This is a genomic window from Aquabacterium sp. T101 (assembly GCF_057219775.1).
This window is the reverse complement of record NZ_JBXVVZ010000009.1, coordinates 17,051-43,240: the sequence shown is the minus strand read 5'-3', so window position 1 is coordinate 43,240 and position 26,190 is coordinate 17,051. Positions and strand designations below refer to the sequence as shown.

Annotated in this window: 26 protein-coding genes; 20 read left to right on the top strand and 6 right to left on the bottom strand. The window is 71.9% G+C overall.

Translation table 11 applies throughout. The annotated features are described in order from the left end of the window. Positions 1–34 precede the first annotated feature (34 nt). From AC2EAQ_RS17565 to AC2EAQ_RS17555, 3 genes are all read right to left on the bottom strand, one after another. Positions 35–1,843: an STAS domain-containing protein gene (locus AC2EAQ_RS17565; RefSeq protein WP_484645734.1), complete on the bottom strand. Its 1,809-nt coding sequence runs from the start codon at positions 1,841–1,843 to the stop codon at positions 35–37. A gap of 16 nt (positions 1,844–1,859) precedes the next feature. Continuing rightward, positions 1,860–2,885 carry an RNA polymerase-binding protein DksA gene (gene dksA, locus AC2EAQ_RS17560; RefSeq protein WP_484645733.1) on the bottom strand — a complete coding sequence of 342 codons (1,026 nt, stop codon included), beginning with the start codon at positions 2,883–2,885 and terminating at the stop codon, positions 1,860–1,862. Positions 2,886–2,997: 112 nt separating this feature from the next. Next, on the bottom strand, positions 2,998–4,056 hold the full coding sequence (locus AC2EAQ_RS17555; RefSeq protein ID WP_484645732.1) for a CobW family GTP-binding protein: 1,059 nt from the start codon (positions 4,054–4,056) through the stop codon (positions 2,998–3,000). A 110-nt stretch (positions 4,057–4,166) separates the two neighbouring features. Here AC2EAQ_RS17555 and AC2EAQ_RS17550 point away from each other — a divergent pair, with 110 nt between their 5' ends. Genes AC2EAQ_RS17550 through AC2EAQ_RS17520 form a run of 7 tightly spaced genes read left to right on the top strand, consistent with a single transcriptional unit; the run spans position 4,167 to position 12,014 of the window. Further along, positions 4,167–5,045 (top strand): CorC family transporter, encoded by an 879-nt coding sequence (locus tag AC2EAQ_RS17550; protein WP_484645731.1) that lies wholly within the window; start codon positions 4,167–4,169, stop codon positions 5,043–5,045. Next, on the top strand, positions 5,035–6,543 hold the full coding sequence (gene lnt / locus AC2EAQ_RS17545; RefSeq protein WP_484645730.1) for an apolipoprotein N-acyltransferase: 1,509 nt from the start codon (positions 5,035–5,037) through the stop codon (positions 6,541–6,543). Before AC2EAQ_RS17550 ends, lnt begins: the two co-directional genes overlap by 11 nt. A 54-nt stretch (positions 6,544–6,597) precedes the next feature. Beyond that, positions 6,598–7,515 carry a glycine--tRNA ligase subunit alpha gene (gene glyQ, locus AC2EAQ_RS17540; RefSeq protein WP_484645729.1) on the top strand — a complete coding sequence of 306 codons (918 nt, stop codon included), beginning with the start codon at positions 6,598–6,600 and terminating at the stop codon, positions 7,513–7,515. Position 7,516: 1 nt separating this feature from the next. Further along, entirely contained in the window at positions 7,517–9,643 is a 2,127-nt protein-coding gene (glyS, locus tag AC2EAQ_RS17535) for a glycine--tRNA ligase subunit beta (protein WP_484645728.1), read from the top strand. A 10-nt stretch (positions 9,644–9,653) separates the two neighbouring features. After that, positions 9,654–10,283 carry a D-glycero-beta-D-manno-heptose 1,7-bisphosphate 7-phosphatase gene (gmhB, locus tag AC2EAQ_RS17530; RefSeq protein ID WP_484645727.1) on the top strand — a complete coding sequence of 210 codons (630 nt, stop codon included), beginning with the start codon at positions 9,654–9,656 and terminating at the stop codon, positions 10,281–10,283. Positions 10,284–10,292: 9 nt separating this feature from the next. Next, positions 10,293–11,057: a lysophospholipid acyltransferase family protein gene (locus AC2EAQ_RS17525; RefSeq protein WP_484645726.1), complete on the top strand. Its 765-nt coding sequence runs from the start codon at positions 10,293–10,295 to the stop codon at positions 11,055–11,057. A gap of 15 nt (positions 11,058–11,072) precedes the next feature. Continuing rightward, complete coding sequence (locus AC2EAQ_RS17520; protein ID WP_484645725.1) at positions 11,073–12,014, top strand: M48 family metallopeptidase; 942 nt, start codon at positions 11,073–11,075, stop codon at positions 12,012–12,014. Positions 12,015–12,023: 9 nt separating this feature from the next. On the opposite strand, the gene AC2EAQ_RS17515 is transcribed toward AC2EAQ_RS17520, so the two are convergent. Continuing rightward, positions 12,024–13,085, bottom strand: a complete 1,062-nt coding sequence (locus AC2EAQ_RS17515) for an MBL fold metallo-hydrolase (RefSeq protein ID WP_484645724.1) — start codon at positions 13,083–13,085, stop codon at positions 12,024–12,026. A gap of 95 nt (positions 13,086–13,180) precedes the next feature. Between AC2EAQ_RS17515 and AC2EAQ_RS17510 the strand changes: the two genes are divergently transcribed. From AC2EAQ_RS17510 to AC2EAQ_RS17450, 13 genes are all read left to right on the top strand, one after another. Beyond that, a complete protein-coding gene (locus AC2EAQ_RS17510) occupies positions 13,181–13,606 on the top strand; it encodes a MerR family transcriptional regulator (RefSeq protein ID WP_484645723.1) in 426 nt (141 codons plus the stop codon). Continuing rightward, positions 13,603–14,784, top strand: coding sequence for an isovaleryl-CoA dehydrogenase (locus AC2EAQ_RS17505; RefSeq protein WP_484645722.1), 1,182 nt, complete (start codon positions 13,603–13,605; stop codon positions 14,782–14,784). The genes AC2EAQ_RS17510 and AC2EAQ_RS17505 overlap by 4 nt, the downstream gene beginning before the upstream one ends. Before the next feature lie 10 nt (positions 14,785–14,794). Further along, positions 14,795–15,481, top strand: a complete 687-nt coding sequence (can, locus tag AC2EAQ_RS17500; RefSeq protein ID WP_484645721.1) for a carbonate dehydratase — start codon at positions 14,795–14,797, stop codon at positions 15,479–15,481. A gap of 8 nt (positions 15,482–15,489) precedes the next feature. Then, the gene (locus AC2EAQ_RS17495; RefSeq protein WP_484645720.1) at positions 15,490–16,419 is read left to right on the top strand and encodes a pyridoxal-phosphate dependent enzyme; all 930 of its coding nucleotides are present in this window, start codon (positions 15,490–15,492) and stop codon (positions 16,417–16,419) included. Continuing rightward, positions 16,406–16,960, top strand: coding sequence for a GNAT family N-acetyltransferase (locus AC2EAQ_RS17490; protein WP_484645719.1), 555 nt, complete (start codon positions 16,406–16,408; stop codon positions 16,958–16,960). The genes AC2EAQ_RS17495 and AC2EAQ_RS17490 overlap by 14 nt, the downstream gene beginning before the upstream one ends. A gap of 12 nt (positions 16,961–16,972) precedes the next feature. Beyond that, complete coding sequence (gene aceK / locus AC2EAQ_RS17485) at positions 16,973–18,739, top strand: bifunctional isocitrate dehydrogenase kinase/phosphatase (protein WP_484645718.1); 1,767 nt, start codon at positions 16,973–16,975, stop codon at positions 18,737–18,739. Beyond that, positions 18,739–19,551 (top strand): formate/nitrite transporter family protein, encoded by an 813-nt coding sequence (locus AC2EAQ_RS17480; RefSeq protein ID WP_484645717.1) that lies wholly within the window; start codon positions 18,739–18,741, stop codon positions 19,549–19,551. The genes aceK and AC2EAQ_RS17480 overlap by 1 nt, the downstream gene beginning before the upstream one ends. Beyond that, complete coding sequence (locus AC2EAQ_RS17475) at positions 19,548–20,036, top strand: hypothetical protein (RefSeq protein ID WP_484645716.1); 489 nt, start codon at positions 19,548–19,550, stop codon at positions 20,034–20,036. The genes AC2EAQ_RS17480 and AC2EAQ_RS17475 overlap by 4 nt, the downstream gene beginning before the upstream one ends. Positions 20,037–20,061: 25 nt before the next feature. Further along, positions 20,062–21,246, top strand: a complete 1,185-nt coding sequence (locus AC2EAQ_RS17470; protein ID WP_484645715.1) for an acetyl-CoA C-acyltransferase — start codon at positions 20,062–20,064, stop codon at positions 21,244–21,246. A gap of 13 nt (positions 21,247–21,259) precedes the next feature. Then, entirely contained in the window at positions 21,260–21,904 is a 645-nt protein-coding gene (locus AC2EAQ_RS17465) for a LysE family translocator (protein WP_484645714.1), read from the top strand. 77 nt (positions 21,905–21,981) lie between these two features. Further along, positions 21,982–22,458, top strand: coding sequence for a MaoC family dehydratase (locus AC2EAQ_RS17460; protein WP_484645713.1), 477 nt, complete (start codon positions 21,982–21,984; stop codon positions 22,456–22,458). Positions 22,459–22,495: 37 nt separating this feature from the next. After that, positions 22,496–23,392 (top strand): DMT family transporter, encoded by an 897-nt coding sequence (locus tag AC2EAQ_RS17455; RefSeq protein ID WP_484645712.1) that lies wholly within the window; start codon positions 22,496–22,498, stop codon positions 23,390–23,392. Between the two features lie 52 nt (positions 23,393–23,444). Continuing rightward, positions 23,445–24,575, top strand: coding sequence for an acyl-CoA dehydrogenase family protein (locus AC2EAQ_RS17450; protein ID WP_484645711.1), 1,131 nt, complete (start codon positions 23,445–23,447; stop codon positions 24,573–24,575). A gap of 10 nt (positions 24,576–24,585) precedes the next feature. Here AC2EAQ_RS17450 and AC2EAQ_RS17445 read toward each other — a convergent pair whose 3' ends face one another. Then, positions 24,586–25,218, bottom strand: coding sequence for a LysE family translocator (locus AC2EAQ_RS17445; protein WP_484645710.1), 633 nt, complete (start codon positions 25,216–25,218; stop codon positions 24,586–24,588). Beyond that, the gene (locus AC2EAQ_RS17440) at positions 25,215–26,150 is read right to left on the bottom strand and encodes a GNAT family N-acetyltransferase (protein ID WP_484645709.1); all 936 of its coding nucleotides are present in this window, start codon (positions 26,148–26,150) and stop codon (positions 25,215–25,217) included. Before AC2EAQ_RS17440 ends, AC2EAQ_RS17445 begins: the two co-directional genes overlap by 4 nt. Positions 26,151–26,190 lie beyond the last annotated feature (40 nt).

Below are 26,190 nucleotides of genomic sequence, written 5' to 3'. Positions count from 1 at the left end.
CCGGCCGCGCCGCCTTCAAGGCGGCCCGCGGCGGTCAGAGGTTGCGGACGCGGACGCTGGCGTTCTCGTTGATGCCCATGGCGCCGAAGAACAGCGCCACCAGCCGGTGCGAGTCGGCGAAGGTGATGCTGCGGTTCTCGCTGCGCTTGGACAGCACCCAGTTCAGCAGGTCGCCCGCGGCGACGAAGTCCACCCGGATCAGGCGCTGGCACGACACCGTGACCATCGACGCCGAGCCGAGCTGACCGTCGAGCTGCTGCAGCGTGGCGCCGATGTCGCCGACGAGTTGGCCCGACAGGTCCACCGTGGCCACCTGCACATGGTTGCCGCCCGGCAGGTCCTCGATCGACGATTCCAGGAAGGTGGTGGCCACGTCGCTCACCTGGGACAGCGGCGGCGACTGCGTGGACAGACCCGAGCCGCCGATGCGCACCTGGCAGCGCGCGCGCTCCCACGACGGCGGCGACACCTCGTAGGTGACGCAGTAGTCGATGGCGGCCTCGTCGAACTGGTCGGGCCGGTTGGCCAGGCGCAGCGCGTCCAGGCGCAGCACCCAGTAGGCCGGGTCGGCGTCCTTGACGCCGGTGGGCGAGGCGTCGGCCAGCACCGCCAGGAATCGCTCGCCGGACAGCCAGCGCATGTCCAGCGACTCGCCGGACCACTGGCGGAACAGCTCGGACAGGTGCGTCGCCGCCTCGGGATCGATCGACTTCAGGCCGCTCCAGTCGAACACCCAGGGCAGCGGCAGTTGCAGCGTCACCGAGCGCAGCCGCGCCACGGCCTCGGTGTCGAGCGTGTCAGGGCAGATCCAGCCGATCTCGCCGGCTGCCACCCGTTGCTGGTGCGGACGGTCGGCCTGCGCGGCCTCGGCCACCAGCTTGGGCAGGGAGAACCACTGCGGCGCCGACCAGCCGAACTGCTGCGCGTACTCCAGCGCAAGCCCCTCGAACTTGTGCTGCTGGCCGGTGGCCCGGTACAGGTCGAACAGCACCAGCCAGGTCTCGGCATGCTGGGCCCGGGCCCCGCCGTGGGTCAGCGCGGTGAGCGACTGCTCACACTGCTCGAAGTCGGCGTTGGCGAAGGCGATCACGGCCTCGTCGAGCTCCGGGTCGTGGACGACCTCGCTGACCTCGACGGTGAACGGGCTGGCGAAGTCCGTCCCGGCCTGACCGTGCAGGCCGCCCAGGGACACCGACAGCGCCTCGGCGGCGCGCGCAGTGGCCGCGCTGGCTGCCGCGGCAGGGGCCGGCGCGGGCGTCGATCCCAGCCCCGGCGACTGGGGCGAAGCCTGGAAAGGCACGCGGCCGCTGTTCGTCAGCGGCATGCCGGCCACCGGAGGCGCGGCGGGCGAATGGACCGTCGGCGGCGGCTCGCTGGTGCGGCCCAGCACGGCGGGGCGGGTGGACGTGTCGCGGAAGGGCTGGCGCTGCGTGGGCGCCATGTCGCCGCCGCGCCGGGCGCCCGACTGCGTGAAGCCGTCGCCCACCATCTGCTGCTCGATCTCGTCGATCTTGGCCTTGACGCCGCTGTCGGGCGGGCGCTGCGCATTGGGTTCGCCGCGCGATTCGGAGTCGATGCGCGAGGAGCCGCCCAGGGCGGCCAGCTGCTCGGGCGACAGGCCCTCGCGGCGCACCTTGCGCAGCATGTCGAACTCGCGCTTGCGGACGAAGTCGTTGCGCTTCTTGCGCTCGATCATCGCCTTGAGCTCGGACTTCTCCAGGTCGAGCTCGGCGCCGTCGGGCTGGCGCGAGTTCAGGTCGGCCCAGTCCGTGGCCGGATTGGCCACGAAGCGCACCACCTTGCGGAAGAAGCTCTCGCTGTCCTTGGGTGCGTTGTCCGACATCTGCAGCCGCCGCGGGTCAGTCGCCGAACATCTTCTGCTTCATCTCGCGGCGCTGCTGCGCCTCGAGAGACAGCGTCGCGGTCGGCCGCGCGAGCAGGCGCGCCAGGCCGATGGGCTCGCCGGTCTCGTCGCAGAAACCGTAGTCGCCGGCCTCGATGCGCGCCAGCGACTGCGAGATCTTCTTGAGCAGCTTGCGCTCGCGGTCGCGCGTGCGCAGCTCCAGGGCGTGCTCTTCCTCGATGGTGGCGCGGTCGGCCGGGTCCGGCACGATGGAGGTGTCCTCGCGCAGGTGCTCGGTGGTCTCGCCGGCATTGGACAGCAGGTCGTCCTTCAGCGCGGTCAGGCGGGCGCGGAAGAAGTCGAGCTGCTTCTCGTTCATGTACTCGCCTTCGGGCATGGCCAGCAGCTCGGGCTCGGTCAGGTCGCGCCCGGCCTTGGTCTTCCAGGAGTTGACCAGCTTGGGGTCGGCCTTGTAGGCCGGCCGCACCGGGGCGTCGACGGCGATGGGGCGGGACTGCCGCATCGGCGCGAAACGGTCGGCGAAGCGGCTCGCGGGCGCGGGGTCGGGCATCGGCATCGACGCGGCCATGTGGCGCGAATTGCGCGAGGCCGCCCGGGGCTCCTTGGGCGGGGCCGACACGGGTGCGGCGGCGACGGGGGCGGTCTGGACAACGGCGGCAGCGGGGGCGGCGGGAGTCTTGGTCTTGGCGGCAGTCTTGGTCACTGGGGCGGGAGCGGTCTTCGGGGGTGCGGCCTTGGCTGCGGGCTTGGCGGCTGCCTTGGCGGGCGCTTTCGCGGCCGGCTTGGCAACGGGCTTCGGGGAGGGCTTGGCCGGCGCCTTCTTGGCGGCCGGCTTGGCCGGGGTCTTGGCGGGGGCCTTCTTCGCCGGCGCCTGATTGGCCACCGGCTTGGCGGCGCCGGTCTTGGCCGGCGCCTTCTTGGGTGCGGGGGACTTCTTCGCAGGCGCCTTCTTGGCAGCCGCGGCAGCCGAGCCCGCCGCCTTCCTGGACGGGGTTGCGCTCTTGGCCGGGGACTTGCTCACGGGGGCTCTCCTCGATGCGGCTTTATACCCGCTCGCGCCGCGGCTGCGGCGCGTGACGGCAGGATTTAGGGCGCGCGGATTGTAGCCACGACGCCGGCCGACTCGAGCCGGCTCAGACCAGGCACTGCTCGAGGCCCTGCAGAAGAATGTCACGCGGCAGGTCGATGCCGATGAAAACCATGCGGCTTTGGCGCGCCTCGCCGGCCGCCCACTTGGGGCCGAGGTCGCTGCCCATGAGCTGGTGCACGCCCTGGAAGATCACCTTGCGGTCGCTGCCCTTCATGTGCAGCACGCCCTTGTAGCGCAGCAGCTTGGGGCCGTAGACCTGCACGATGGCGCCCAGGAAGTCCTCCAGCTTGGCCGGGTTGAAGGCCTTGTCGGAGCGGAACACGAAGGACTTGACGTCGTCGTCGTGATGGTGGTGGTGCGGGTGGTCGCAGTGCTCGCCGTGCTCGTGGTCATGGTCATGACCGTGGTCATGCGCGTGGGCATGGTCGTGCCCGCCGTCGGTCAGGAACTCGGGGTCGATCTCGAGCTTGGCGTTCAGGTTGAAGCCGCGCAGGTCGAACACCTCGGCAATGGGCACCTCGCCGAAGTGCACGCGACGCTGCGGCGCGCGCGGGTTCATGTGCTTGATGCGGTGCGTCAGCGCGTCCACCGCGGCGGCATCGACGAGGTCGGTCTTGCTGATGAAGATCTGGTCGGCGAAGCCCACCTGGCGCCGCGCCTCCTGGCGCGTGTCGAGCTGGCCGTCGGCGTGCTTGGCGTCCACCAGGGTCAGGATCGAATCGAGCAGGTAGGTCTCGGCGATCGCGTCGTCCATGAAGAAGGTCTGCGCCACCGGGCCGGGGTCGGCCAGGCCGGTGGTCTCGATCACCACGCGCTCGAAGTCGAGCTCGCCCTTGCGCTTCTTCTCGGCCAGGGTGGTCAGCGTGCTGCGCAGGTCCTCGCGGATGGTGCAGCACACGCAGCCGTTGGACAGCTGCAGGATCTGCTCGTTGCCGGTGTCGTCGACCAGGATGTCGTTGTCAATGTTCTCCTCGCCGAACTCGTTCTCGATCACGGCGATCTTGTGGCCGTGCTGCTCCGACAGCACGCGCTTGAGCAGGGTCGTCTTGCCCGAGCCGAGGAAGCCGGTGAGGATGGTGGCGGGGATGAGACCTTGGGACATGGGCGGGCGATCCGTTTCGATGTGGGCCGGGGCCACCGCAGATGGGGTCGGGCGGCCGGGGGGCAAGGGTCGGGTATTCTCTCCTTCCCGCGATAACCGACACGCTTGCAGTGTCCGACCCGCACCCTACCCGACCCCCGGCCGACAAGCGCGGCTTCTTCGAGCGCCTCGTGGAGTTCGTCGTGCCCGGCCCCGACAGCCGCGACGAGCTGATCGAGACCCTGGCCGACGCGGAGCAGCGCGAGCTGATCGAGCCCGAAAGCCGGGCCATGCTCGAAGGCGTGATCCGGATGGCGGACATGACCGCCGGCGATGCCATGGTGGCTGCGCCGCGGATGGACCTGCTCGACATCGACGCCCCGTACGACGAGCTGCTGGCGATCGTGATCGACACCGGCCACTCGCGCTTCCCGGTCTACGAGGACAAGCGCGAGAACGTCATCGGCATCCTGCTCGCGAAAGACCTGCTCAAGCTGCAGCGCGCGCCCGAGCTGAACCTGCGCACGCTGCTGCGCCCGGCCGTCTTCGTGCCCGAGAGCAAGCGCCTGAACGAGCTGCTGCGCGACTTCCGAAGCAACCGCAACCACCTCGCGATCGTGATCGACGAGTTCGGCAACACCGCCGGCCTGATCACCATCGAGGACGTGCTCGAGGAGATCGTCGGCGAGATCGAGGACGAGTTCGACGAGGCCGACCGCGACTCCAGCGTCTACACGCTGGCCGACGGCACGCACCGGGTGGCCGGCGACGCGCCCATCGCGTCGGTCAACGAGGCCTTCGGCGCGCGCTTCCCCGAGTCCGACTTCGACACCATCGGCGGGCTCGTGGCGCACGAGTTCGGCCGCGTGCCACGGCGCGGCGAGTCGGTCGACCTGGGCGGCCTGCGCTTCTCGGTCATGCTCACCCGCGGCGGCGCCGTGCGCTGGTTCCGCGTCGCCCGCCTGCCCGGCGAATCGCAGCTCGGCGACCTGTCGGCCGATGCGGACTGAGCGCGCGCGGGCCGCGCGCGAGTTCGGCCTCGCGGCGCTGGCCGGCGCGCTGTCCACGCTCGCCTGCGTGCACACGGCGTGGTGGCCGCTGTCGCTGGCCTGCGTCGCGGTGCTGGCCTGGCGCGTCGCCGGGGCCGGCCCGGGGCGGGCGGCCCTGCTCGGCTGGAGCTTCGGCACCGCGTGGCTGGTGGCCGGCACCTGGTGGCTCTTCGTCAGCATGCACCGCTACGGCGGCCTGCCCGCGCCGCTGGCCGCGCTGGCGGTGCTGGCGCTGTCGGCCGCGCTGTCGCTGTATCTCGCCGCCGCGATGGCGCTGTTCGCCCGCCTGCGCAGCGGCCGTCTCGGTCTCGACGCGGCCCTGTTCGCGGCCTGCTGGCTGCTGGCCGAGCTGGCGCGAGGCCTGCTGCTGACCGGCTTTCCGTGGGTGGCCAGCGGCTATGCCCATGTGGACGGGCCGCTGGCCGCCCTGGCGCCGTGGTTGGGCGTCTACGGCATCGGTGCGGTGGGCGCCGGGCTGGCCGCCCTGCCGGCCCTGGCCCAGGGGGCGGGACGCGGCTGGCAGGTGGCGCTGGTGGCCGGCGTGCTGCTGGCCATGCCGCTGGCCGGGCGTGACTTCAGCAGCGCCGCCGGCCGCATCGACGTGACGCTGATCCAGACCAATGTGGCGCAGGACGAGAAGTTCGCGCCCGAGCGGCTACCCGAGGCGCTGGCCTGGCTCGAGCGCGCGCTGGCCGCCGCGCCCGGGCCGCTGGTGCTGGCCCCCGAGACCGCCATCCCGCTGCTGCCCGACCAGCTCGGCGACGAGGCCTGGCAGCGCCTGACTGCGCCGTTTCGCGACGGCCCGCGCGCCGCGCTCGTCGGGCTGCCGCTGGGCAGCTTCGAGGCCGGCTACACCAACTCGGCGGCCGGCCTGGCGCCCGGCGGCCCGGCGCCGTTCTACCGCTACGACAAGCAGCATCTGGTGCCCTTCGGCGAGTTCATCCCGCCGGGATTCCGCTGGTTCACCGACATGATGAACATCCCGCTGGGCGACTTCGCGCGCGGCCCGAGGGTGCCGCCGCCGTTCGAGTACGGCGGCCAGCGCATCGGCCCGAACATCTGCTACGAGGACCTGTTCGGCGAGGAACTGGCGCTGCGCTTCGCCGATGCCGCGCGCGCGCCCACGCTGCTGGCCAACCTGAGCAACATCGGCTGGTTCGGCGACACCATCGCCGTCGACCAGCACCTGCACATCTCGCGCATGCGCACGCTGGAGCTGCAGCGGCCGATGGTGCGCGCCACCAACACCGGCGCCACCGCCGCCATCGACCACCGCGGCGAGGTCACGGCCTGGCTGGCCCCCTTCACCCGGGGCAGCCTGCAGGCGCAGGTGGAAGGCCGCATCGGCCTGACGCCCTATGCGCGCTGGGCCTCGCAGGCCGGGCTGTGGCCGCTGGCGCTGGCGGCGCTGGGCGTGATCGGCGCCGCCGCGGCGCTGCGGCGCAGGCCCGCTCCTTAGAATCGGCGCTCCTTCGACGTGGCGTGCCCCGGGCGTGCCGCAGACCCGTCTTCCATGCTGACCTTCCAGAACATCATCCAGAAACTCCAGGACTACTGGGGCCGCCAGGGCTGCGCGCTGCTGCAGCCCTACGACATGGAGGTGGGCGCGGGCACCAGCCACACCGCCACCTTCCTGCGCGCGCTCGGCCCCGAGCCGTGGAAGGCCGCCTACGTCCAGCCCAGCCGCCGCCCGAAGGACGGGCGCTACGGCGAGAACCCGAACCGCCTGCAGCACTACTACCAGTACCAGGTGGTGCTCAAGCCGGCGCCGGAGAACATCCTCGAGCTCTACCTCGGCAGCCTGGAGGCGCTGGGCTTCGACCTGCGCCGCAACGACGTGCGCTTCGTCGAGGACGACTGGGAGAACCCGACGCTGGGCTGCTGGGGCCTGGGCTGGGAGGTGTGGCTCAACGGCATGGAAGTCACCCAGTTCACCTACTTCCAACAGGTCGGCGGCATCGACTGCAAGCCGATCACCGGCGAGATCACCTACGGCCTGGAGCGGCTGGCGATGTACCTGCAGGGCGTGGACAACGTCTACGACCTGACCTGGACCGACGGCCTGACCTACCGCGACGTGTACCACCAGAACGAGGTCGAGCAGAGCACCTACAACTTCGAGCACAGCGACGTCGAGTTCCTGCTGCAGGCGTTCGGGGCGCACGAACGCCAGAGCAAGCACCTGATGGAGCAGCAGCTCGCGCTGCCGGCCTACGAGCAGCTGCTCAAGTGCGGCCACTGCTTCAACCTGCTGGACGCGCGCGGCGCGATCAGCGTCACCGAGCGGGCCGCCTACATCGGCCGCATCCGCGTGCTGGCGCGCACGGTGGCGCAGAGCTACCTGCAGAGCCGGGCGCGGCTCGGCTTCCCGATGGCGCAGCGCGACCGCGCCGACGAAGTGCTCGCCGCGCTGGCGAAGAAGGCGGCCTGACATGAGCAGCACACGCAGTCTGCTGGTGGAGCTGTTCGTCGAGGAACTGCCGCCCAAGGCCCTGAAGAAGCTGGGCGAGGCCTTCGCCCAGGGCCTCGTGACCGGGCTCAGGGCCCAGGGCCTGGCCACCGACCATTCCGCCGTCACCGCCTATGCCACGCCACGCCGGCTGGCCGCGCACGTGAGCGCGGTGCTCGCGCAGGCGCCGGACCAGGAAGTGACCCGCAAGCTCATGCCGGTGTCCGTTGGCATCGGCGCCGACGGCAAGCCGACGGCTGCACTGAAAAAGAACCTGGCCAAGTTCGGGCGAGAGGCGCTGGCCGACCTCTGGCCCGATGCCAAGGATGGGCCGGATGCGTTGTTCGTCCAGCAGGACGGCAAGGCCGAAGCGCTCTTCCTGCGCAGCCTCGCCAAAGGCTCCTCGCTGCAGGCCGGCCTGCAGGCCGCGCTCGACGACACGCTCAAGGCGCTGCCGATCCCCAAGGTGATGAGCTACCAGCTCGCCGACGGCTGGAGCAGCGTCGACTTCGTGCGGCCGGCGCACGGGCTGGTGGCCCTGCACGGGCCCGACGTGGTGCCGGTGGCCGCGCTCGGCCTGCAGGCCGGGCGCGCGACGCGCGGCCACCGCTTCGAGGCGCAGTTCGACCCGATCGAGCTGCAGCACGCCGACCACTACGCGCAGCAGCTCGAGACGCAGGGCGCGGTGATCGCCGCGTTCGGCCACCGCCGCGCCGAGATCGTGCGCCAGCTGCAGCACGCCGCGGCGCCGCTCGGCCTGGTGCCGGTGGACGACGACGCGCTGCTCGACGAGGTGACCGCGCTGGTCGAGCGGCCCAACGTGCTGCTGTGCCAGTTCGAGCCCGAGTTCCTGGCCGTGCCGCCGGAATGCCTCATCCTCACGATGAAGGCGAACCAGAAGTATTTCCCGCTGCTGGACGCGCAGGGCCGGCTGACGCACCGCTTCCTCGTGGTCAGCAACATCCGGCCCGACGACGCCTCGGCCATCGTGCAGGGCAACGAGCGCGTGGTGCGGCCGCGCCTGGCCGATGCCAAGTTCTTCTTCGACCAGGACCGCAAGCGCACGCTCGAGTCGCGCCTGCCGCTGCTGGACAAGGTGGTCTACCACGGCAAGCTCGGCTCGCAGGGGCAACGCGTGCGGCGCGTGTGCGCCATCGCCCGCGCCGTGGGCCGGCAGCTTGGCGGCGAGGCACTAGCGGCACAGGCCGAGCGCGCGTCGCGCCTGGCCAAGGCCGACCTGGTGACCGACATGGTGGGCGAGTTCCCCGAGCTGCAGGGCGTGATGGGCGGCTACTACGCGCGCCACGACGGCGAGACCGAGGCGGTGGCCTTCGCGGTGGAGGACCACTACCGGCCGCGCTTTGCCGGCGATGCGCTGCCGCGCAACGACGCCGGTGTCGCCGCGGCCCTGGCCGACAAGCTGGAGACCCTGGTCGGCCTGTTCGGCGCCGGCGAGAAGCCCACCGGCGACAAGGACCCGTTCGCCCTGCGCCGCCATGCGCTGGGCGTAATCCGCATGCTGGTCGAGCGCGACCTGCCGCTGTCGATCCCCGAGCTGCTGGCCAGCGCCGCGTCGGCGTTCACGCCGGTCCCGGCCACCGACGACGCGCTGGGCTTCATGTACGACCGCCTCGTGGGCTACCTGCGCGACCTGGGCTACAGCGCGCAGGAGGTCGACGCCGTGGTCAGCGTGCGCCCGCCGCGCTGGGCCGAGCTGCCGCGGCGCCTGGCCGCCGTGCGCGCCTTCGCCGCGCTGCCCGAGAGCGCCGCGCTGGCTGCCGCCAACAAGCGCATCGGCAACATCCTGAAGAAGTCCGACGCCGCGCCCGGCGCCGCCGTCGACGCGGCACGCCTGGTGGAGCCGGCCGAGCGCGCCCTGGCCGGCGCGCTGACCAACGTCAAGTCGCTGGCCGATTCGCTCTACGACAACGGCGAGTACACGGCGTCGCTGCGCGAACTGGCGGTGCTGCGCGCGCCGGTGGACGCGTTCTTCGACGGCGTGATGGTCAATGCCGACGACCCGGCCCTGCGCGCCAACCGGCTCGCGCTGCTGGCCACGCTGCACGCGGCGATGAACCGCGTGGCCGACCTGTCGCGGCTGGCGGCCTAGGAGACTTCGCATGCAGTCCCACCACGGCCTCAAGCTGGTGATCCTCGGGCGCGACGGCATCCTCAACGTGTTCCGCACCGACCACGTGAAGGCACCCTACGAGTGGATCCCCATCGAGGGCGCGCTCGAGGCCGTGGCCCGGCTCAACCAGGACGGCTGGCACGTGGTGGTGGCGACCAACCAGTCCGGCATCGGCCGGGGGCTGGTGGACATGTCCTCGCTCAACGCGATCCACCAGCACATGATGCAGCTGCTGCTGGCCAAGGGCGGGCGCCTGGACGCGGTGTTCATCTGCCCCCACGTGCCGGAGGACGGCTGCACCTGCCGCAAGCCGCTGCCGGGCCTGATGCAGCAGGTGGCCGAGCGCTACGGACTGACCGGCCTGGCGGGCGTGCCGATGGTGTGCGACACCGCGCGCGACCTGCAGGCCGCCCATGCCGCGGGCTGCGAGCCGCACCTCGTGCGCACCGGCCGCGCCGCCGGTCTCTCCGCGGCCGACCTCGCCACGTGGCAGGCCGGCATCCCCGGCGTGCGCGTGCACGACAGCCTGGCGGATTTCGCCCACTTCGTGCTGCACCGCGACCACCAGGCGCACGGCGTCACCGGCGAGGAATCCGCGCCGGCGCCGCTGCCGCGCTGAGGCCCGCCGATGACGCTGCTGGCCGCCCTGCGCTCCGCCCTGTTCGTGCTGTGGCTCGCGGTCACGGTGGTGCCGTGGGCCATCGCCGTGCTGCTGGCGTCGATCTTCGTGCGCGGCGACACGCTGTACTGGATGTGTGCCAACTGGCTGTCGGTGGCGATGTGGGGCTGCCGCACGATCTGCGGCGTGCGAATGCGCATCCAGGGCATGGACAACCTGCCGCCGGCCGACCGCCAGTCGCCGGTGATCCTGCTGTCCAAGCACCAGAGCACCTGGGAGACCTTCACCTACCCGACGATCATGAGCCACCCGCTGGCCTACGTGTTCAAGCGGGAGCTGCTCTACATCCCCTTCTTCGGCTGGGCCATGGGCCGGCTGGACATGATCCACATCGACCGCAGCAAGCGCGCCGAGGCGTTCAACCGCGTCGTCGAGCAGGGCCAGCGCATCCTCGCCCACGGCAGCTGGATCATCATGTTTCCCGAGGGCACGCGCACCCCGCGCGGCAGCCAGGGCACCTACAAGACCGGCGGCACGCGCCTCGCGCTGGCCACCGGTGCGCCGGTGGTGCCGATCGCCGTGACTTCGGCGCGCTGCTGGCCGCGCAAGAGCTTCATCGTGCGCCCCGGCGTGGTGGACGTGTCCATCGGCGCGCCGATCCCGGTCGAAGGCCGCGCCGCCGACGAGCTGATGCGCGAGGTGGAAGCCTGGATCGAGGCCGAGATGCGCCGGCTCGACCCCGAGGCCTACGCCGGCAGCGGCCCGGCCGCGTAAATACAATCGCGGTCCATGCCGCGCGCCCCCGCCGAACCGTCCCCGCAGCTGAGCCTGTGGGACGAGGCCCCGCCGGCCGAGGCGGCGGGGCCCGCCGCGCCCCTGGCGCTGGAACCCTCCCCGCCCGCGCCGGCCGCCGCGGCGCCGTCGCGGCCCGCCCGGGCCGACGACACCGCCGCCCCGGTGTCGTCGATGCTGGTGCCCGCCACCTTCCGCCACCCGCAGGCCAACCGGGAGTCGCGCCTGGACGGGCATCACGTCGCCTTCCTGTTTCGCCGCATGCGGCGCAAGACCATCGGCTTCTCGGTCGGCGCCGACGGCCTGGTGGTCAGCGCGCCGCGCTGGGTGGCGCTGGGCGAGGTGGAGGCCGCGCTGCAGGAGAAGTCGCGCTGGGTGCTGGCCAAGCTGCAGGAGCAGGCCGAGCGCACGCGCAAGGCCGCGGCGCAGCGCATCGAGTGGCGCGACGGCACCACCGTGCCCTTCCTGGGCGAGCCGGTCATCGTGGTGCTCGACCCGCGCGTGGCAGGCACCCAGCTCGTCACCGCCACCGACACCCTGCCCGGCGTACCGCGGCTGACGCTGCACGTGGGCCTGACACAGCACGCCGGCGGCGAGCAGATCCGCGACGCGGTGCAGAGCTGGCTGCAGCGCCAGGCGCGCCGCGTGTTCGAGGAGCGCTGCCACCACTTCGCGGCGCAGCTCGGCGTGCGTTGGACCCGGCTGTCGCTCAGCTCGGCCACCACGCGCTGGGGCAGCGCCAGCGCCGACGGCGCGATCCGCCTGCACTGGCGCCTGATCCACTTCGCGCTGCCGACCATCGACTACGTGGTCGCGCACGAGCTGGCGCACCTGCGCGTGATGGACCACAGCCCGCGCTTCTGGGACGTGGTGCGCTCGGTGATCCCCGACGTGGACCGCCTGCGCGACGGCCTGCGCGACGAACTGCTGCCGACCTAGCGCGGCGCCTCAGGCCGCCGCGCCGAAGCGCCAGACGCCGTCGGCGCCGCGCTCGCGCACGAGGCGCCCCCGATACCAAAGAAGGTGCAGGTGGGCCACCGCCTCGCCCATCGCGAAGGTGGTCTGGTGCAGGTCGAGCGGGCGCCGGAACAGCACCGGCAGCAGCTCCGCGGCATGGTGCGGCCGCTGGGCGCAGGCCGCCAGCACGTCGGCCAGGCGCTCGTCGTGGTGCCGCACCAGCTGGCGCAGCCGCGCGTGCAGCCCCTGGAAGGGCTTGCCGTGCGACGGCAGCACCAGCGTGCCTTCGGCCAGCGGCTCGTAGCGCCCGAGCGACGCGAGGTACAGCGCCAGCGGGTCGGACTCGGGTTCCAGGTCGTACACGCTGACATTGGTGGAGATGCGCGGCAGCACCATGTCGCCCGAGATCAGCAGCGCCGGCTCGTCGCAGGCCAGCGCGATGTGCTCGGGCGCGTGGCCGTAGCCGGCGATGCAGCGCCACGGCCGCCCGCCGATGTGCAGCACCTGGCCGTCCATCAGGCGGCGGTAGCTCGGCGGCACCGCCGGCACCATGCCGGCGTAGTAGTTGGCGCGCGCGCGCACCTTGGCCACCGACTCGGGGTCGGTCAGGCCGTGGCTGGCGAAGAAGGCCGCGGCGCGGTCGCCGCCGAAGCCGGTGGTGCTCTGGCTGGCCACGCGGGCGCCGTTGTAGTCGGTGGCGCTGACCCACAGCCGGCACTGCCAGCGCTCGGTCAGCCAGTGCGCCAGGCCGATGTGGTCCGGGTGCATGTGGGTGGCGATCACGCGCAGCACCGGGCGGCACTGCAGCTCGCGCTCGAACACCTGCTCCCAGGCGCTGCGCGTGGCGTCGTTGGTGACGCCGCAGTCGACGATGGTCCAGCCGTCCACGCCGTCGATGCGGTCGGCCAGCAGCCACAGGTTGATGTGGTCCAGCGCGAACGGCAGCCCCATGCGCAACCAGCGCACGCCCGGCGCGATGTCGAGCACCTGCCCGGGGCCGGGCACGGTGTCGCCGAAGGGATAGTGCAGCTCGCTCTCGTGGGGGTTGGCCATGGCGGGTTGGCGCAGGCCGGCGGCGCGGGCTGCTACATTGACGTTAACGTTAACGTCAATTGTGCCTGCCCGCCGGCAGGCCCGCTGCCCGCACCGTGAGTCCCGCCCGGTCCGCCGCCACCACGTTCAGCATCGCCGAGCTCGCCGAGGAGTTCGACGTCACGCCGCGCGCGATCCGCTTCTACGAGGACGTGGGCCTGCTCGAACCGGCGCGCGCCGGCCGCAACCGCGTCTACACCCAGCGCGACCGCACGCGCCTGAAGCTCACGCTGCGCGGCAAGCGCCTGGGCCTGTCGCTGCAGGAGATCAAGCAGCTGGTGGACATGTACGACTCCGAGGCCGACACGGCGCCGCAGCTCAACGCCTTCCTGCAGGTGCTGGGCGACCATCGGCGCCAGCTCGAGCAGCAGATGGAAGACATCCAGATCACGCTGGCGGAGATCGGCCAGCACGAGGCGCGCTGCCGCGAGCTGCTGCGCGCGGCCTCCCGGCGCATCCAGAAGAAGGAGACCCACTCATGAGCACCCTGCCCGGCCTCGACTTCCAGCTCGGCGAGGACATCGACGCCCTGCGCGACGCGGTGCGCGCCTTCGCCGACGCCGAAATCGCGCCGCGGGCGGCCGAGATCGACCGCAGCGACCGCTTCCCGATGGACCTGTGGCGCAAGATGGGCGAGCTGGGCGTGCTGGGCATCACCGTGCCCGAGGCCTACGGCGGCGCCGACATGGGCTACCTCGCCCACATGGTGGCGATGGAGGAGATCAGCCGCGGCAGCGCCAGCGTCGGCCTGAGCTACGGCGCGCACAGCAACCTGTGCGTCAACCAGATCAAGCGCAACGGCACCGACGCGCAGAAGCGAAAGTACCTGCCGAAGCTGATCAGCGGCGAGCACGTGGGCGCGCTGGCGATGAGCGAGCCCGGCGCCGGCAGCGACGTGATCAGCATGAAGCTCAAGGCCGAGGACAAGGGCGGCTACTACCTGCTCAACGGCACCAAGATGTGGATCACCAACGGCCCGGACGCCGACACGATGGTGGTCTACGCCAAGACCGAGCCCGAGCTGGGCGCGCGCGGCGTCACCGCCTTCATCGTCGAGAAGGGCATGAAGGGCTTCTCCACCGCACAGAAGCTCGACAAGCTCGGCATGCGCGGCAGCCACACCGGCGAGATGGTGTTCGCCGACGTGGAGGTGCCGGCCGAGAACATCCTGGGCACGCTCAACGGTGGCGCGCGCGTGCTGATGAGCGGGCTGGACTACGAGCGCGCGGTGCTCGCCGCCGGCCCGATCGGCATCATGCAGAGCGTGATGGACAACGTGATCCCCTACACCCACGACCGCAAGCAGTTCGGCCAGAGCATCGGCGAGTTCCAGCTGATCCAGGGCAAGGTGGCCGACATGTACACCGTGCTGCAGGCCGCGCGCAGCTTCTGCTACACGGTGGGCAAGAACCTCGACCAGCTCGGCACCGAGCACGTGCGCCAGGTGCGCAAGGACTGCGCCAGCGTGATCCTGTGGTGCGCCGAGAAGGCCACCTGGATGGCCGGCGAGGGCATCCAGATCTTCGGCGGCAACGGCTACATCAACGAGTACCCGCTCGGCCGGCTGTGGCGCGACGCCAAGCTCTACGAGATCGGCGCGGGCACCAGCGAGATCCGCCGCATGCTGATCGGCCGCGAGCTGTTCGCCGAGACGATGTGAGACCCGCGCGATGCCGCACCGACTCCTTGCCAACAACGCCGGCTGGGCGGCTGCCAAGAAGGCCGCCGACCCCGGCTTCTTCACCCGGCTGGCGCAGCAGCAGAACCCGCGCTACATGTGGATCGGCTGCGCCGACAGCCGCGTGCCCGCCAACGAGATCACCGGCCTCGACCCCGGCGAGGTCTTCGTGCACCGCAACGTGGCCAACGTCGTGGTGCACAGCGACCTCAACGCGCTGTCGACCATCCAGTTCGCGGTGGAGCACCTGAAGGTCGGTCACATCTTCGTCGTCGGCCACTACGGCTGCGCCGGCGTGCGCGCGGCCATGCGCGGGCTGCGCGTCGGCCTGGCCGACAACTGGCTGCGCCATGTGCAGGACGTGCGCCTGCGCCACCGCAAGCGCCTGGAACACCTGAGCCCGGCGCAGCAGGAGGACATCCTGTGCGAGATGAACGTCATCGAGCAGGTGGGCAACGTGGCGCTGTCCACCGTGATGCAGGATGCCTGGGCCCGCGGGCAGGAGGTGTCGGTGCACGGCTGGGTCTACGGCCTGGCCGACGGCCTGCTGAAGGACCTGCAGGTCACGATGAGCCGGCCCGAAGAGGTGGTGCCGGTGTTCGCCGCCGCGCTCAAGCGCTACCCGCGCGCGCCCTCCGGCGCACCGAACACGGTGGCGGGCGAACTGGGCGACGAGTAGGGCCGGCCATGCCGCTGCACGTGCACACGCCGGTGCTGAAGGCCCCGCCCGAGCTGGCGGGCCCGGGCCGCACCGTGTGGCTCAAGATGGACGCGCTGCAGCCCGGCGGCAGCTTCAAGATGCGCGGCGTGGGCCACCTGGTGCAGCGCCGCGTGGCCGAAGGCGCGCGCGCCGTGGTCTGCGCCTCGGGCGGCAATGCCGGCATGGCCGCCGCGCTGGCCGCGGCCGCCTGCGGCGTGCCGGCCACGATCGTGCTGCCCGAAAGCACCTCGGTGGCCGTGCGCGAAGCCATCGCCGCACGCGACGCCGCGGTGGTGGTGCACGGCACGGTCTGGGACGAGGCCCATGCCCACGCCGTGGCGCTGGCGCAGGCGCAGGACGCGGTCTACGTGCACCCCTTCGACGACCCGCTGCTGTGGGACGGCCACGCCTCGCTGATCGACGAGGCCGTGCGCGACGGCATCACCTTCGACGCGGTGGTCGCGAGCGTCGGCGGCGGCGGGCTGCTGGCGGGCGTGGTCGAGGGCCTGCGCCGCAACGGCCTGGCCGACGTGCCGGTGCTGGCAGTGGAAACCGAGGGCGCGGCCAGTTTCGCGGCGGCCCTGGCGGCGGGCGAACCCGTCACGCTGCCGGCCATTACCTCGGTGGCCACCTCGCTCGGCGCGCGCCGCGTCACGCCGCACCTGCTGGACCTGGCGCGCACGCACCCGATCCGCAGCCTGGTGGTCAGCGACGCGGACGCGGTGCAGGCCTGCAGCCGCCTCGCCGATGCCGTGCGCGTGCTGGTGGAGCCCGCCTGCGGCGCGTCGGTGGCGGCGCTGCACGCCCGGCCCGACCCGCTGGCCCGCTTTGCCGCGCCGCTGGTGGTGGTGTGCGGCGGGATGGGCGTGACGACGGCGCGGCTGGCCGGATGGAGGCGCGAGCTTGGCCTCGACTGACGCCACCCCGCTGCCCACGCTGGACATCGGCCTGCCCGGCTGGACGCTGCGCGCCTGGCGTGCCGACGACGCCGCCGCGCTGGCGCAGCATGCCGACAACCCCAACGTCTGGCGCTGGATGAGCGACTCGTTCCCGCACCCGTACACCGAGGACATCGCGCGCCACTGGGTCACGCGCGGGCACATCGACTTCGGCGGCGACAACTGGGCGATCGCCCACGACGACGCGGCGCTCGGCGGCTGCGGCATCCACTGGGGCGAGGGGCAGCTGCGCTGCAACGCCGAGGTCGGGTGGTGGCTGGCCGAGCCGTGGTGGGGCCGCGGCGTGGTGTCGCGAGTGGCCGCATTGCTGGTGCAGCGCGCCTTCGACAACCCGGCGATCACGCGCGTGTTCGCGCCGGTGCATGCCGGCAATGCGCGGTCGATGCGGGTGGCGCAGAAGGCCGGGCTGGCGCTCGAGGGCGTGCAGCGCCTGTCGGCGATGAAGGCCGGCCGCCCGGTCGACCGCCACGTATTCGCCCGCTACCGCGACACCGTCTAGGGCCCGCACGCCATGTTCCCCCGCCTCACCGACCCGCGCGCCGTCGAGATCGCCCAGGCCATGCTCGACGGCTTCAATACCCACTACCGGCTGTTCCGCGAGACCAGCCGCGCCGCCAAGGCGCGCTTCGAGGCGGCCGACTGGCACGGCCAGCAGCGCGCCCAGCGCGAGCGCATCGAGTTCTACGACCGCCGCGTGGTCGAGGCCGCCGAGCGCCTGACGCGCGAGTTCGACGCCACGCGACTGCCGATGGACGTGTGGCAGCAGATCAAGCTGCACTACATCGGCCTGCTGGTGGACCATCACCAGCCCGAGCTGGCCGAGACCTTCTTCAACTCGGTGTCCACGCGGCTGCTGCACCGCAGCTACTTCCGCAACGACTTCCTGTTCGTGCGCCCGGCCGTCAGCACCGAGTACATCGAGAACGACGAGCCCGCCGCCACGCCGACCTACCGCGCCTACTACCCCACGCGCGACACGCTGCGCGACACGCTCACACGCATCGTCACCAACTTCCGGCTCGACTGCGAGTTCGAGGACCTGCAGCGCGACATCGGCGACGTGCATGCGGCGGTGGAGTCGCTGCTGGGCGAGCACAAGCTGCGCACCAACTTCCAGATCCAGGTCCTGTCGTCGCTGTTCTTCCGCAACAAGGGCGCCTACGTGGTGGGCAAGATCATCAACGGCTATGCCGAGGTGCCCTTCGCGCTGCCCATCGTCCATGGCGACGACGGCCGGCTGCTGATCGACGCCGCGCTGTTCGGCGAGGACGACCTGCTGCTGATCTTCTCGTTCGCGCGCGCCTACTTCATGGTGGACATGGAGGTGCCCAGCGCCTACGTCACCTTCCTGCGCTCGCTGATGCCGCGCAAGCCGCGCTCGGAGATCTACAACGCGCTGGGCCTGCAGAAGCAGGGCAAGAACATCTTCTACCGCGACTTCCTCTATCACCTGCGCCACAGCAGCGACGCCTTCCGCATCGCGCCGGGCATCAAGGGCATGGTGATGCTGGTGTTCGACCTGCCGTCCTTCCCCTACGTGTTCAAGGTCATCAAGGACTGGTATCCGCCGCCCAAGGACACGTCGCGCGAGCAGATCATGGGCAAGTACCTGCTGGTCAAGACGCACGACCGGGTCGGGCGCATGGCCGACACGCTGGAGTACACCAACGTGGCCTTCCCCCGCTCCCGCTTCGAGCCGGCGCTGGTGGAGGAGCTGCGCCGCTTCTGCCCGAGCGTGGTGGAGGAGGACGGCGACGTGATCGTCATCAAGCACCTCTACATCGAGCGGCGCATGATCCCGCTCAACATTTTCCTGGGCGACGCGACGCGCGAGCAGATGGAGCACGCGGTGGTGGAGTACGGCCATGCCATCAAGGACCTCGTGGCCGCCAACATCTTCCCCGGCGACATGCTGTGGAAGAACTTCGGCGTCACGCGCCACGGCAAGGTGGTGTTCTACGACTACGACGAGATCGAGTACCTGACCGACTGCAACTTCCGCCGCGTGCCCGAGGCGCGCAACGAGGAGGACGAGATGAGCGGCGAGGTCTGGTACCCGGTGGGCCCGCGCGACGTGTTTCCTGAGACCTTCGGCCCCTTCCTGCTCGGCAACGACGTGGTGCGCGAGATGTTCATGAAGCACCACGCCGACCTGCTCGACCCGGCCTTCTGGCAGGGCCACAAGGAGCGCATCCTGGCCGGCCACGTGCACGACGTGTTCCCCTACGACGAGCGCAAGCGCTTCGCCCACGCGCGGACCGCGCCGGAGGCCGCCTGATGGCCGAGACCGTGTTCGGCTCCGACGCCTACGCCCCGGCGCAGATCGCCCAGCGCGTCAGCGACGTGGGCGTGCGCAAGGCACGCCTGCCGCCGCTGACGCTGGCGCTGCTGGGCGTGCTGGCCGGCGCCTTCATCGGCCTGGGCGCGATGATGTTCACGCTGGTGGTCAGCGACGCCTCGCTGGGCTTCGCCGCGCAGCGCCTGCTCGGCGGGCTGGCGTTCTCGCTCGGGCTGCTGCTGGTGGCGGTGGCGGGCGCGGAGCTGTTCACCGGCAACAACCTGATCGCGATGGCCTGGGCCGGCGGCCACGTGCGCAGCGGCGAGCTGCTGCGCCACTGGGCCCTGGTGTGCCTGGCCAACCTTGCCGGCGCCGTCGGCCTGGCGCTGCTGGTGTGGCTGTCCGGGCAGGCGTCGATGAACGGCGGTGCCGTCGGCCGCGCCGCGGTGGCCATCGCCACCGCCAAGGCGCAGCTGCCCTGGGGCGAGGCCTTCGTGCGTGGCGTGCTGTGCAACGTGCTGGTGTGCATGGCGGTGTGGATGGCGTTCGCCGGGCGCAGCGTCGTCGACAAGGCCGTCGCGGTGGTGTTCCCGGTGACGGCCTTCGTGGCGGCCGGCTTCGAGCACTCGATCGCCAACTTCTACTTCTTCCCGCTGGCGCTGCTGCTGGGTGCGCCGCTGGCCGCCGGCGACGTGCTGGTCAACCTGGCCGCGGTGATCGCGGGCAACCTGGTGGGCGGCAGCGTGCTGGTCGCGCTGGTGTACTGGGCCATCTACCTGCGCGTGCCTCCGGGCCCGCCGGCCGCGCCATGAACTGGCTCGAGGCCTTCGAGTTCGCCAGCTACGTGGTCACCGTGGTGGGCCTGCCGGTGGCCATCGGCATCTTCCTCTACGAGCAGCGCAAGGAGCGCGAGAACGAGGAGGAGGAGGGCTACCAGCACCTGTCCGACGCGTACAACGCGTTCCTGAAGATCGTGCTCGACAACGCCGACCTGCAGCTGCGCACCCACGAGCCGCTGGCCAACCCGACGGCCGAGCAGCGCGAGCGCATGCTGGTCATCTTCGACATGCTGATCTCGCTGTTCGAGCGCGCCTACCTCGTGGCCTACCGCGACGACATGGACGCCGCGGAGCGGCGGCGCTGGAACTCGTGGGACGACTACATGCGCGAGTGGTGCCGGCGCGACGACTTCTTCAACGCCCTGCCGCTGCTGCTGCGCGGCGAGGACCCCGGCTTCCAGGCCTACATGAAGCGGGTCGCGCAGGAAGAGCGCGGCACGCCCCTGCTCGTCCCCTGACATCCCGAACCGAAAGGAGCCTGCCATGGCCAGCACCGATCCCGTCGTCATCGTCTCCGCCGCGCGCACGCCCATCGGCGGACTGCTCGGCGACTTCGCCGGCCTCGCCGCCTGGGAGCTGGGCGCGGTGGCGATCCGCGCGGCGGTCGAGCGCGCGGGCGTGCCGGGCGACGCGGTCGACGAGGTGCTGATGGGCAACTGCCTGATGGCCGGCCAGGGCCAGGCCCCCGCGCGCCAGGCGCTGCGCAAGGCCGGCCTGCCCGACGGCGCCGGCGCCGTGACGCTGTCCAAGATGTGCGGCAGCGGCATGCGCGCGATGATGTTCGCGCACGACATGCTCGCCGCCGGCTCGGCCGACGTGATGGTGGCCGGCGGCATGGAAAGCATGACCAACGCGCCGCACCTGATGTTCGCGCGCAAGGGCGTCAAGTACGGCATGGCGTCGATGTACGACCACATGGCGATGGACGGGCTGGAGGACGCCTACGAGCGCGGCAAGGCGATGGGCGTGTTCGCGGAGTCGTGCGCCGCCAAGTACGGCTTCACCCGCGAGGCGATGGACCAGTACTCGATCGCGTCCACCCAGCGCGCGCAGGCGGCCAACCAGGACGGCCGCTTCGCCTGGGAGATCGCCCCGGTGACCCTGGCCTCGGCCAAGGGCGACACCGTGGTCGACAAGGACGAGCAGCCGTTCAAGGCGCGGCTGGACAAGATCCCCTCGCTCAAGCCGGCGTTCAGGAAGGACGGCACGATCACCGCCGCGTCGTCGTCGAGCATCTCCGACGGCGCCGCGGCGCTGGTGCTGATGCGCGAGTCCACCGCGCGGCAGCGCGGCGCCACGCCGATCGCGCGGATCGTCTCGCACGCGGTGCACGCGCAGGCGCCGGAATGGTTCTCCACCGCGCCGGCCGGCGCCATCGCCAAGGCCCTGGCGCGCGCCGGCTGGGACGCGAAGAGCGTGGACCTGTGGGAGGTGAACGAGGCCTTCGCCGCGGTGACGATGGCCGCGATGGCGGAGTTCAAGCTGCCGCACGACATCGTCAACGTGCATGGCGGCGCGGTCGCGCTGGGCCACCCGATCGGCGCATCGGGCGCGCGCATCGTCGTCACGCTGCTGGGGGCGCTGCGCCAGCGCGGGGCCCGGCGCGGCATGGCGTCGCTGTGCATCGGCGGCGGCGAGGCCACGGCGCTGGCCGTCGAGATGCTCTGACGGGCAGGCAACGTTGTTCGGCACCCACGACCTCGGGCTGTTCGCGCTGACGGTGCTCGTGCTCAACGCCACGCCGGGCGTGGACATGGCGTTCACGCTCGTGTCCACGCTGCGCGGCGGCGTGCGCGCCGGGCTGGCGGCCGCGGCCGGCATCGGCGCGGGCTGCGTGGTGCACGCCCTGGCGGCCACCTTCGGCCTGGCCGCGCTGATGGCCGCGTCGGCGGCGGCGTTCGGCGTCGTCAAGTGGGCGGGCGCGGCCTACCTGCTGTGGCTGGCCGCGGGCATGCTGCGCTCGGCGCTCGCCCGGGGCGACGCGCCCGCCGCCGCAGGCATGCCGGGCGCGACGACGCCGGCCCCCTGGGCGCTGTTCCGCCAGGGCTTCCTGACCAACGTGCTCAACCCGAAGGTGGCGCTGTTCTCGCTGGCGCTGCTGCCGCAGTTCATCGACGCCGACGCGCCTGACAAGACGCTGGCCTTCCTGTTCCTGGGCCTGTGGTCGGTGCTGCAGGGCCTGCTGTTCCTCGCGCTGTTCGTCCTGCTGGTCGCGCCGCTGCGGCGGGCGCCGGCACGCCCGATCGTCGTGCGCGCGCTGCACCTGGCCGGTGCGGGCCTGTTCGCCACGCTCGCCGTGCGTCTGGCCTGGACCGCGCGTCCCTAGACCGTTGTCGTCGCCCAACGTTTCCCCCCCTGAGCACGCGGGTGTGTCTTGTCGGCTGCGCGCCGTATGCTCGTTGGATGTCCAGCACCACCTTGTTGAAGGCCGAAGCGCCCGCCCCGGTGGCGGTGGCGGAGTCCTGCCAGCGCATCGTGTCGTTCTCGCGCGCGGCCATCGCCGAGTTCGCGCACCTCACGGGCGACGCCAACCCGCTGCACTACGACCCGGAGGCGGCAGCCCGGGCGCACCACGGCCGCATCATCGCCAGCGGCCAGCACACCACGTCGAACCTGATCGGCCTGGCCGCCACGCACTTCGCGCGCCAGTGCGACCACTACGTGCGCGAGGTGCTGTGCCTGAACTTCAACTTCGCCTTCAAGGCGCCGGTGTTCGCCGACGACCCGGTGGCCCTGTCGTGGACCGTCTCGGCCGTCGAGTGGCAGCCGCGCCTGGAAGGCTGGCTGGCCCATGCCGACGGACGTGCGGTGTCGCACGGCCGGGTCTGCGTGGTCGGTCGCGGCACGCTGCTGGTCAAGGCCCGCGAAGTCGCGCGCTGACGCGGCGGGCGCCGACCCGGCCCCGAGGGGGCGCGCGATGAGCCGCGCCGCGGTGCACCTGCAGCTCGTGGGCATGGTGGTGCTGTGGGGCGTGTCCTGGCCGGCCGGGCGCGTGCTGGCGCAGTCGATGCCGGCCTTCAGCGGGTCGGCCTGGCGCTTCTCGATCGCCTGCGTCGTGATGCTGGCGTGGCTGCGCCTGTCCGCCGGTGCCTGGCCGCGCCTGTCGACGCGGCAATGGGCCGGCCTGGCGGCCGCGGGCGCGGTGGGCGTGTTCGCCTATTCGGCGTTCTTCATGCTGTCGCTGCAGCGCGTCGAGGCCAGCCGCGCCGCCGTGGTGGTGACGACCAACCCGGTGTTCACCACGCTGCTGGCGGCCTGGTGGTTCAAGGAGCGCTTCAACGCATGGGTCGCCCTGGGGTTGGCGCTGGCCGTCGTCGGCGCCGCCACGGTCATGACGCATGGCGCGCCCTGGAAGCTGCTGGCCGCCGACGTCGGCACCGGCGAATGGCTGCTGCTGGGCTGCATCGCCAGCTGGACCACGTATTCGCTGATGGGCAAGCGGCTGATGGTGGGCATCGACGCGCTCGCCGCCACGGCCATCACGGCCACCATCGGATGCCTGCTGATGTGGGTGGCCGCGCTGGCCATCGAGGGCCCCGCCGTGGCCACGCAGGCCCTCGTGGCCCTGTCGCCGCGCGGCTGGGTCGCGCTGCTGTTCATGGCCCTGGGCGCCACGGTGCTGGCCTACGCCTGGTTCAACCGCGGCATCGCGGTGCTCGGCGCCGGCGTCGCGTCGAGCTACATCAGCCTGGTGCCGGTGCTCGGCGTGGCCTCGTCGGTGCTGATGCTGGGCGAGCCGCTGGATGTGTCGCTGCTGACCGGCGGCACACTCGCGCTGGCCGGCGTGGTGCTGGCCAACCGGGCGCGGCGGTGACATGCTGCGCGCCGCCACCGATCGATCGACCTGACGCACGGAGCCTTCCGACATGCTGCTTTCCGACGACCACATCGCCGTGCAGGACACGGTGCGCGCCTACGTGCGCGACCGCATCGCGCCGCAGGCCGCGCGCTGGGACAAGGAGCACCATTTCCCGCGCGAGGAACTGCGCGGCCTGGCCGAGCTCGGCTGCTATGGCGTGGCCGTGCCCGCCGACTACGACGGCGCCGGCCTGGACTACCTGTCGCTGGCGATCATCCTGGAGGAGATCGCGGCCGGCGACGGCGCCACCAGCACGGTGGTCAGCGTCAACAACTGCCCGGTGTGCTCGATCCTGATGGCCTTCGGCAACGAGGACCAGAAGCAGCGCTTCCTGCGCCCGTTGGCGCGCGGCGACATGCTGGGCGCCTTCTGCCTGACCGAGCCGCACGTGGGCAGCGAGGCCGGCGGCCTGCGGACCACCGCGGTGCGCGACGGCGACCACTACGTGCTCAACGGCGTCAAGCAGTTCATCACCAGCGGCAAGCATGGCGACGTGGCCATCGTGATGGCCGTCACCGACAAGGCGGCCGGCAAGAAGGGCATCAGCGCCTTCCTGGTGCCGACGTCCACGCCCGGCTACGTGGTGGCGCGGCTGGAGGACAAGATGGGTCAGCGCGCCAGCGACACGGCGCAGATCGTGTTCGAGAACTGCCGCGTGCCGGCCGCCAACCGGCTCGGCGACGAAGGCATGGGGCTGAAGATCGCGCTGTCGGGCCTGGAGGGCGGGCGCATCGGCATCGCCAGCCAGGCGGTGGGCATGGCGCGCGCCGCGTTCGAGGCGGCGCTGGCCTACAGCAAGGAGCGGCAGGCCTTCGGCGCGCCGATCTTCGAGCACCAGGCGGTGCAGTTCAAGCTGGCCGACATGGCCACGCAGATCGAGGCCGCGCGCCAGTTGATCCACCACGCGGCCAGCCTGAAGGACGCCGGGCGGCCCTGCCTGAAGGAGGCCGCGATGGCCAAGCTCAATGCCAGCGAGATGGCCGAGCGCGTGTGCTCGGCCGCGATCCAGGTCTTCGGCGGCTACGGCTACGTGAGCGACTTCCCGGTCGAGCGCATCTACCGCGACGTGCGCGTGTGCCAGATCTACGAGGGCACGAGCGAGGTGCAGAAGATCCTGATCGGGCGCGCGATCGGCTGACGCCGCTGGCTCAGCCGGCGCGGCCGCGCAGTTCCTGCCAGCCCGCCGCCAGCAGTCGCGCCGCGAACACGCCCACCAGCGCCGCGGCCACGCGCGTCCAGCGCGCATGGTGGCGCAGCCAGGCCTGCTGAACGCCGGGCCGCGACAGGGCCCAGGCCAGGAAGCCGTGCCACAGCACCGAGTTGGCATACACCAGGGCCACCGCGGCCACCACCAGCCCGGCCGGCGGCGACGCGGGCAGCGCGGTGGCGAACACACTGCCATAGAACAGGGCGATCTTCGGATTGAGCGCGCTGGTCAGGAAGCCGACGCGAAACGCCGACGCGCCGGACATCCCGCCGGCCGACGGTGCCGCCGCGGGCCGCCCGCTGCGCCACAGCCCGAGCGCGATCCAGGCCAGGTACAGGCCGCCGGCGATCTGCATCGCCAGGCGCAGCACCGGATGGGCCTGGAACACCAGCCCCACCCCGGCCACCGCAAGGCCGGCCCAGACCAGCGTGGCCGTCGTCATGCCGGCCACCGCGGCCAGCGCGGCAGCGCGCCGGTCGCCCGCGGCAAGCTGGCCGATCAGCAGGAAGTTGAAGCCCGGCACCAGCAGCACGGCCCAGTGCAGCAGCGCGATCGTGACCAGCGTGCTCGTCATCGGCCGCCCCCCAAGGCCGCGCCGGCCGGGCGCACGAAGCGCTGCTCCGTCACCGTGCGGCCCCAGCGGTCGCCCGGGCCCTCGCGGTCGAGCCGGAAGCCGGCGTCCTCGTACAGGTGACGCGCGGCCGCCAGGCCGGCGAAGGTCCACAGGAAGGTGCTGGCGTAGCCGCACGCGTCGGCGAACGCCAGGGCGCGTGCCAGCAGCGCGCGTCCCACGCCGCGGCCGCGCAGCGCGTCCGACACGATGAACCAGCGCAGGTGCGCGCCGTGGTCCGCCGCCTGCGACCCGTCGATCGCCACCGCGGCCTCGACCTGCGGCGTGCCCACCGTCCACAGGCCGTCGCGGCCGGGCACGTAGGCGTCGCAGAACGCGGCCAGCTCGCGGGCCACGGTGGCCTCGAACGCGGTGCCGAAGCCGGCCTGGCGCGCGTAGTAGTGGGCGTGCAGCTGCGTGATGCCGCCGATGCCGCCCGGCACCGGGCCTTCGACGATGGGCGGCAGCACGGCCGGCCCCAGGTGGCGCACCATGTGGTGCCGCACGATGCCGTGCGGATAGCCGTCACGCAGGTGCTCGGTGCGGTAGCCCAGGCGCTCGTAGAAGCCCGGCGCCTGGAAGTCGAAGGTCTCCAGATACACGGCCGTGCAGCCGCGCTCGGCGGCCAGGGCCTCGAAAGCCTGCAGCAGCCGCGTACCCAGGCCGAGCCGGCGCGCGCCGTCGTCGACCCACAGCTGCTGCAGCTCGCAGCAGGTGCCCCAGCGCCGGCCGACGGCGCCGCCGGCCACGCCGCCGTCGGGCCGGCGCGCGATGCACGCCAGCGGCCTGACCTCGTGCAGCGGCGCGGCGCCGTCGTTGTAGCGGCCGATGCCGTCGTCCACCGCGCCCGCCTCGGGTGGCAGCGTGTCGTGCGTGGTGATCTGCAGGTCGTCCATCGGTCGCCTCGCGATCCGGCCGCAGCCGGTGCCGTCAGAC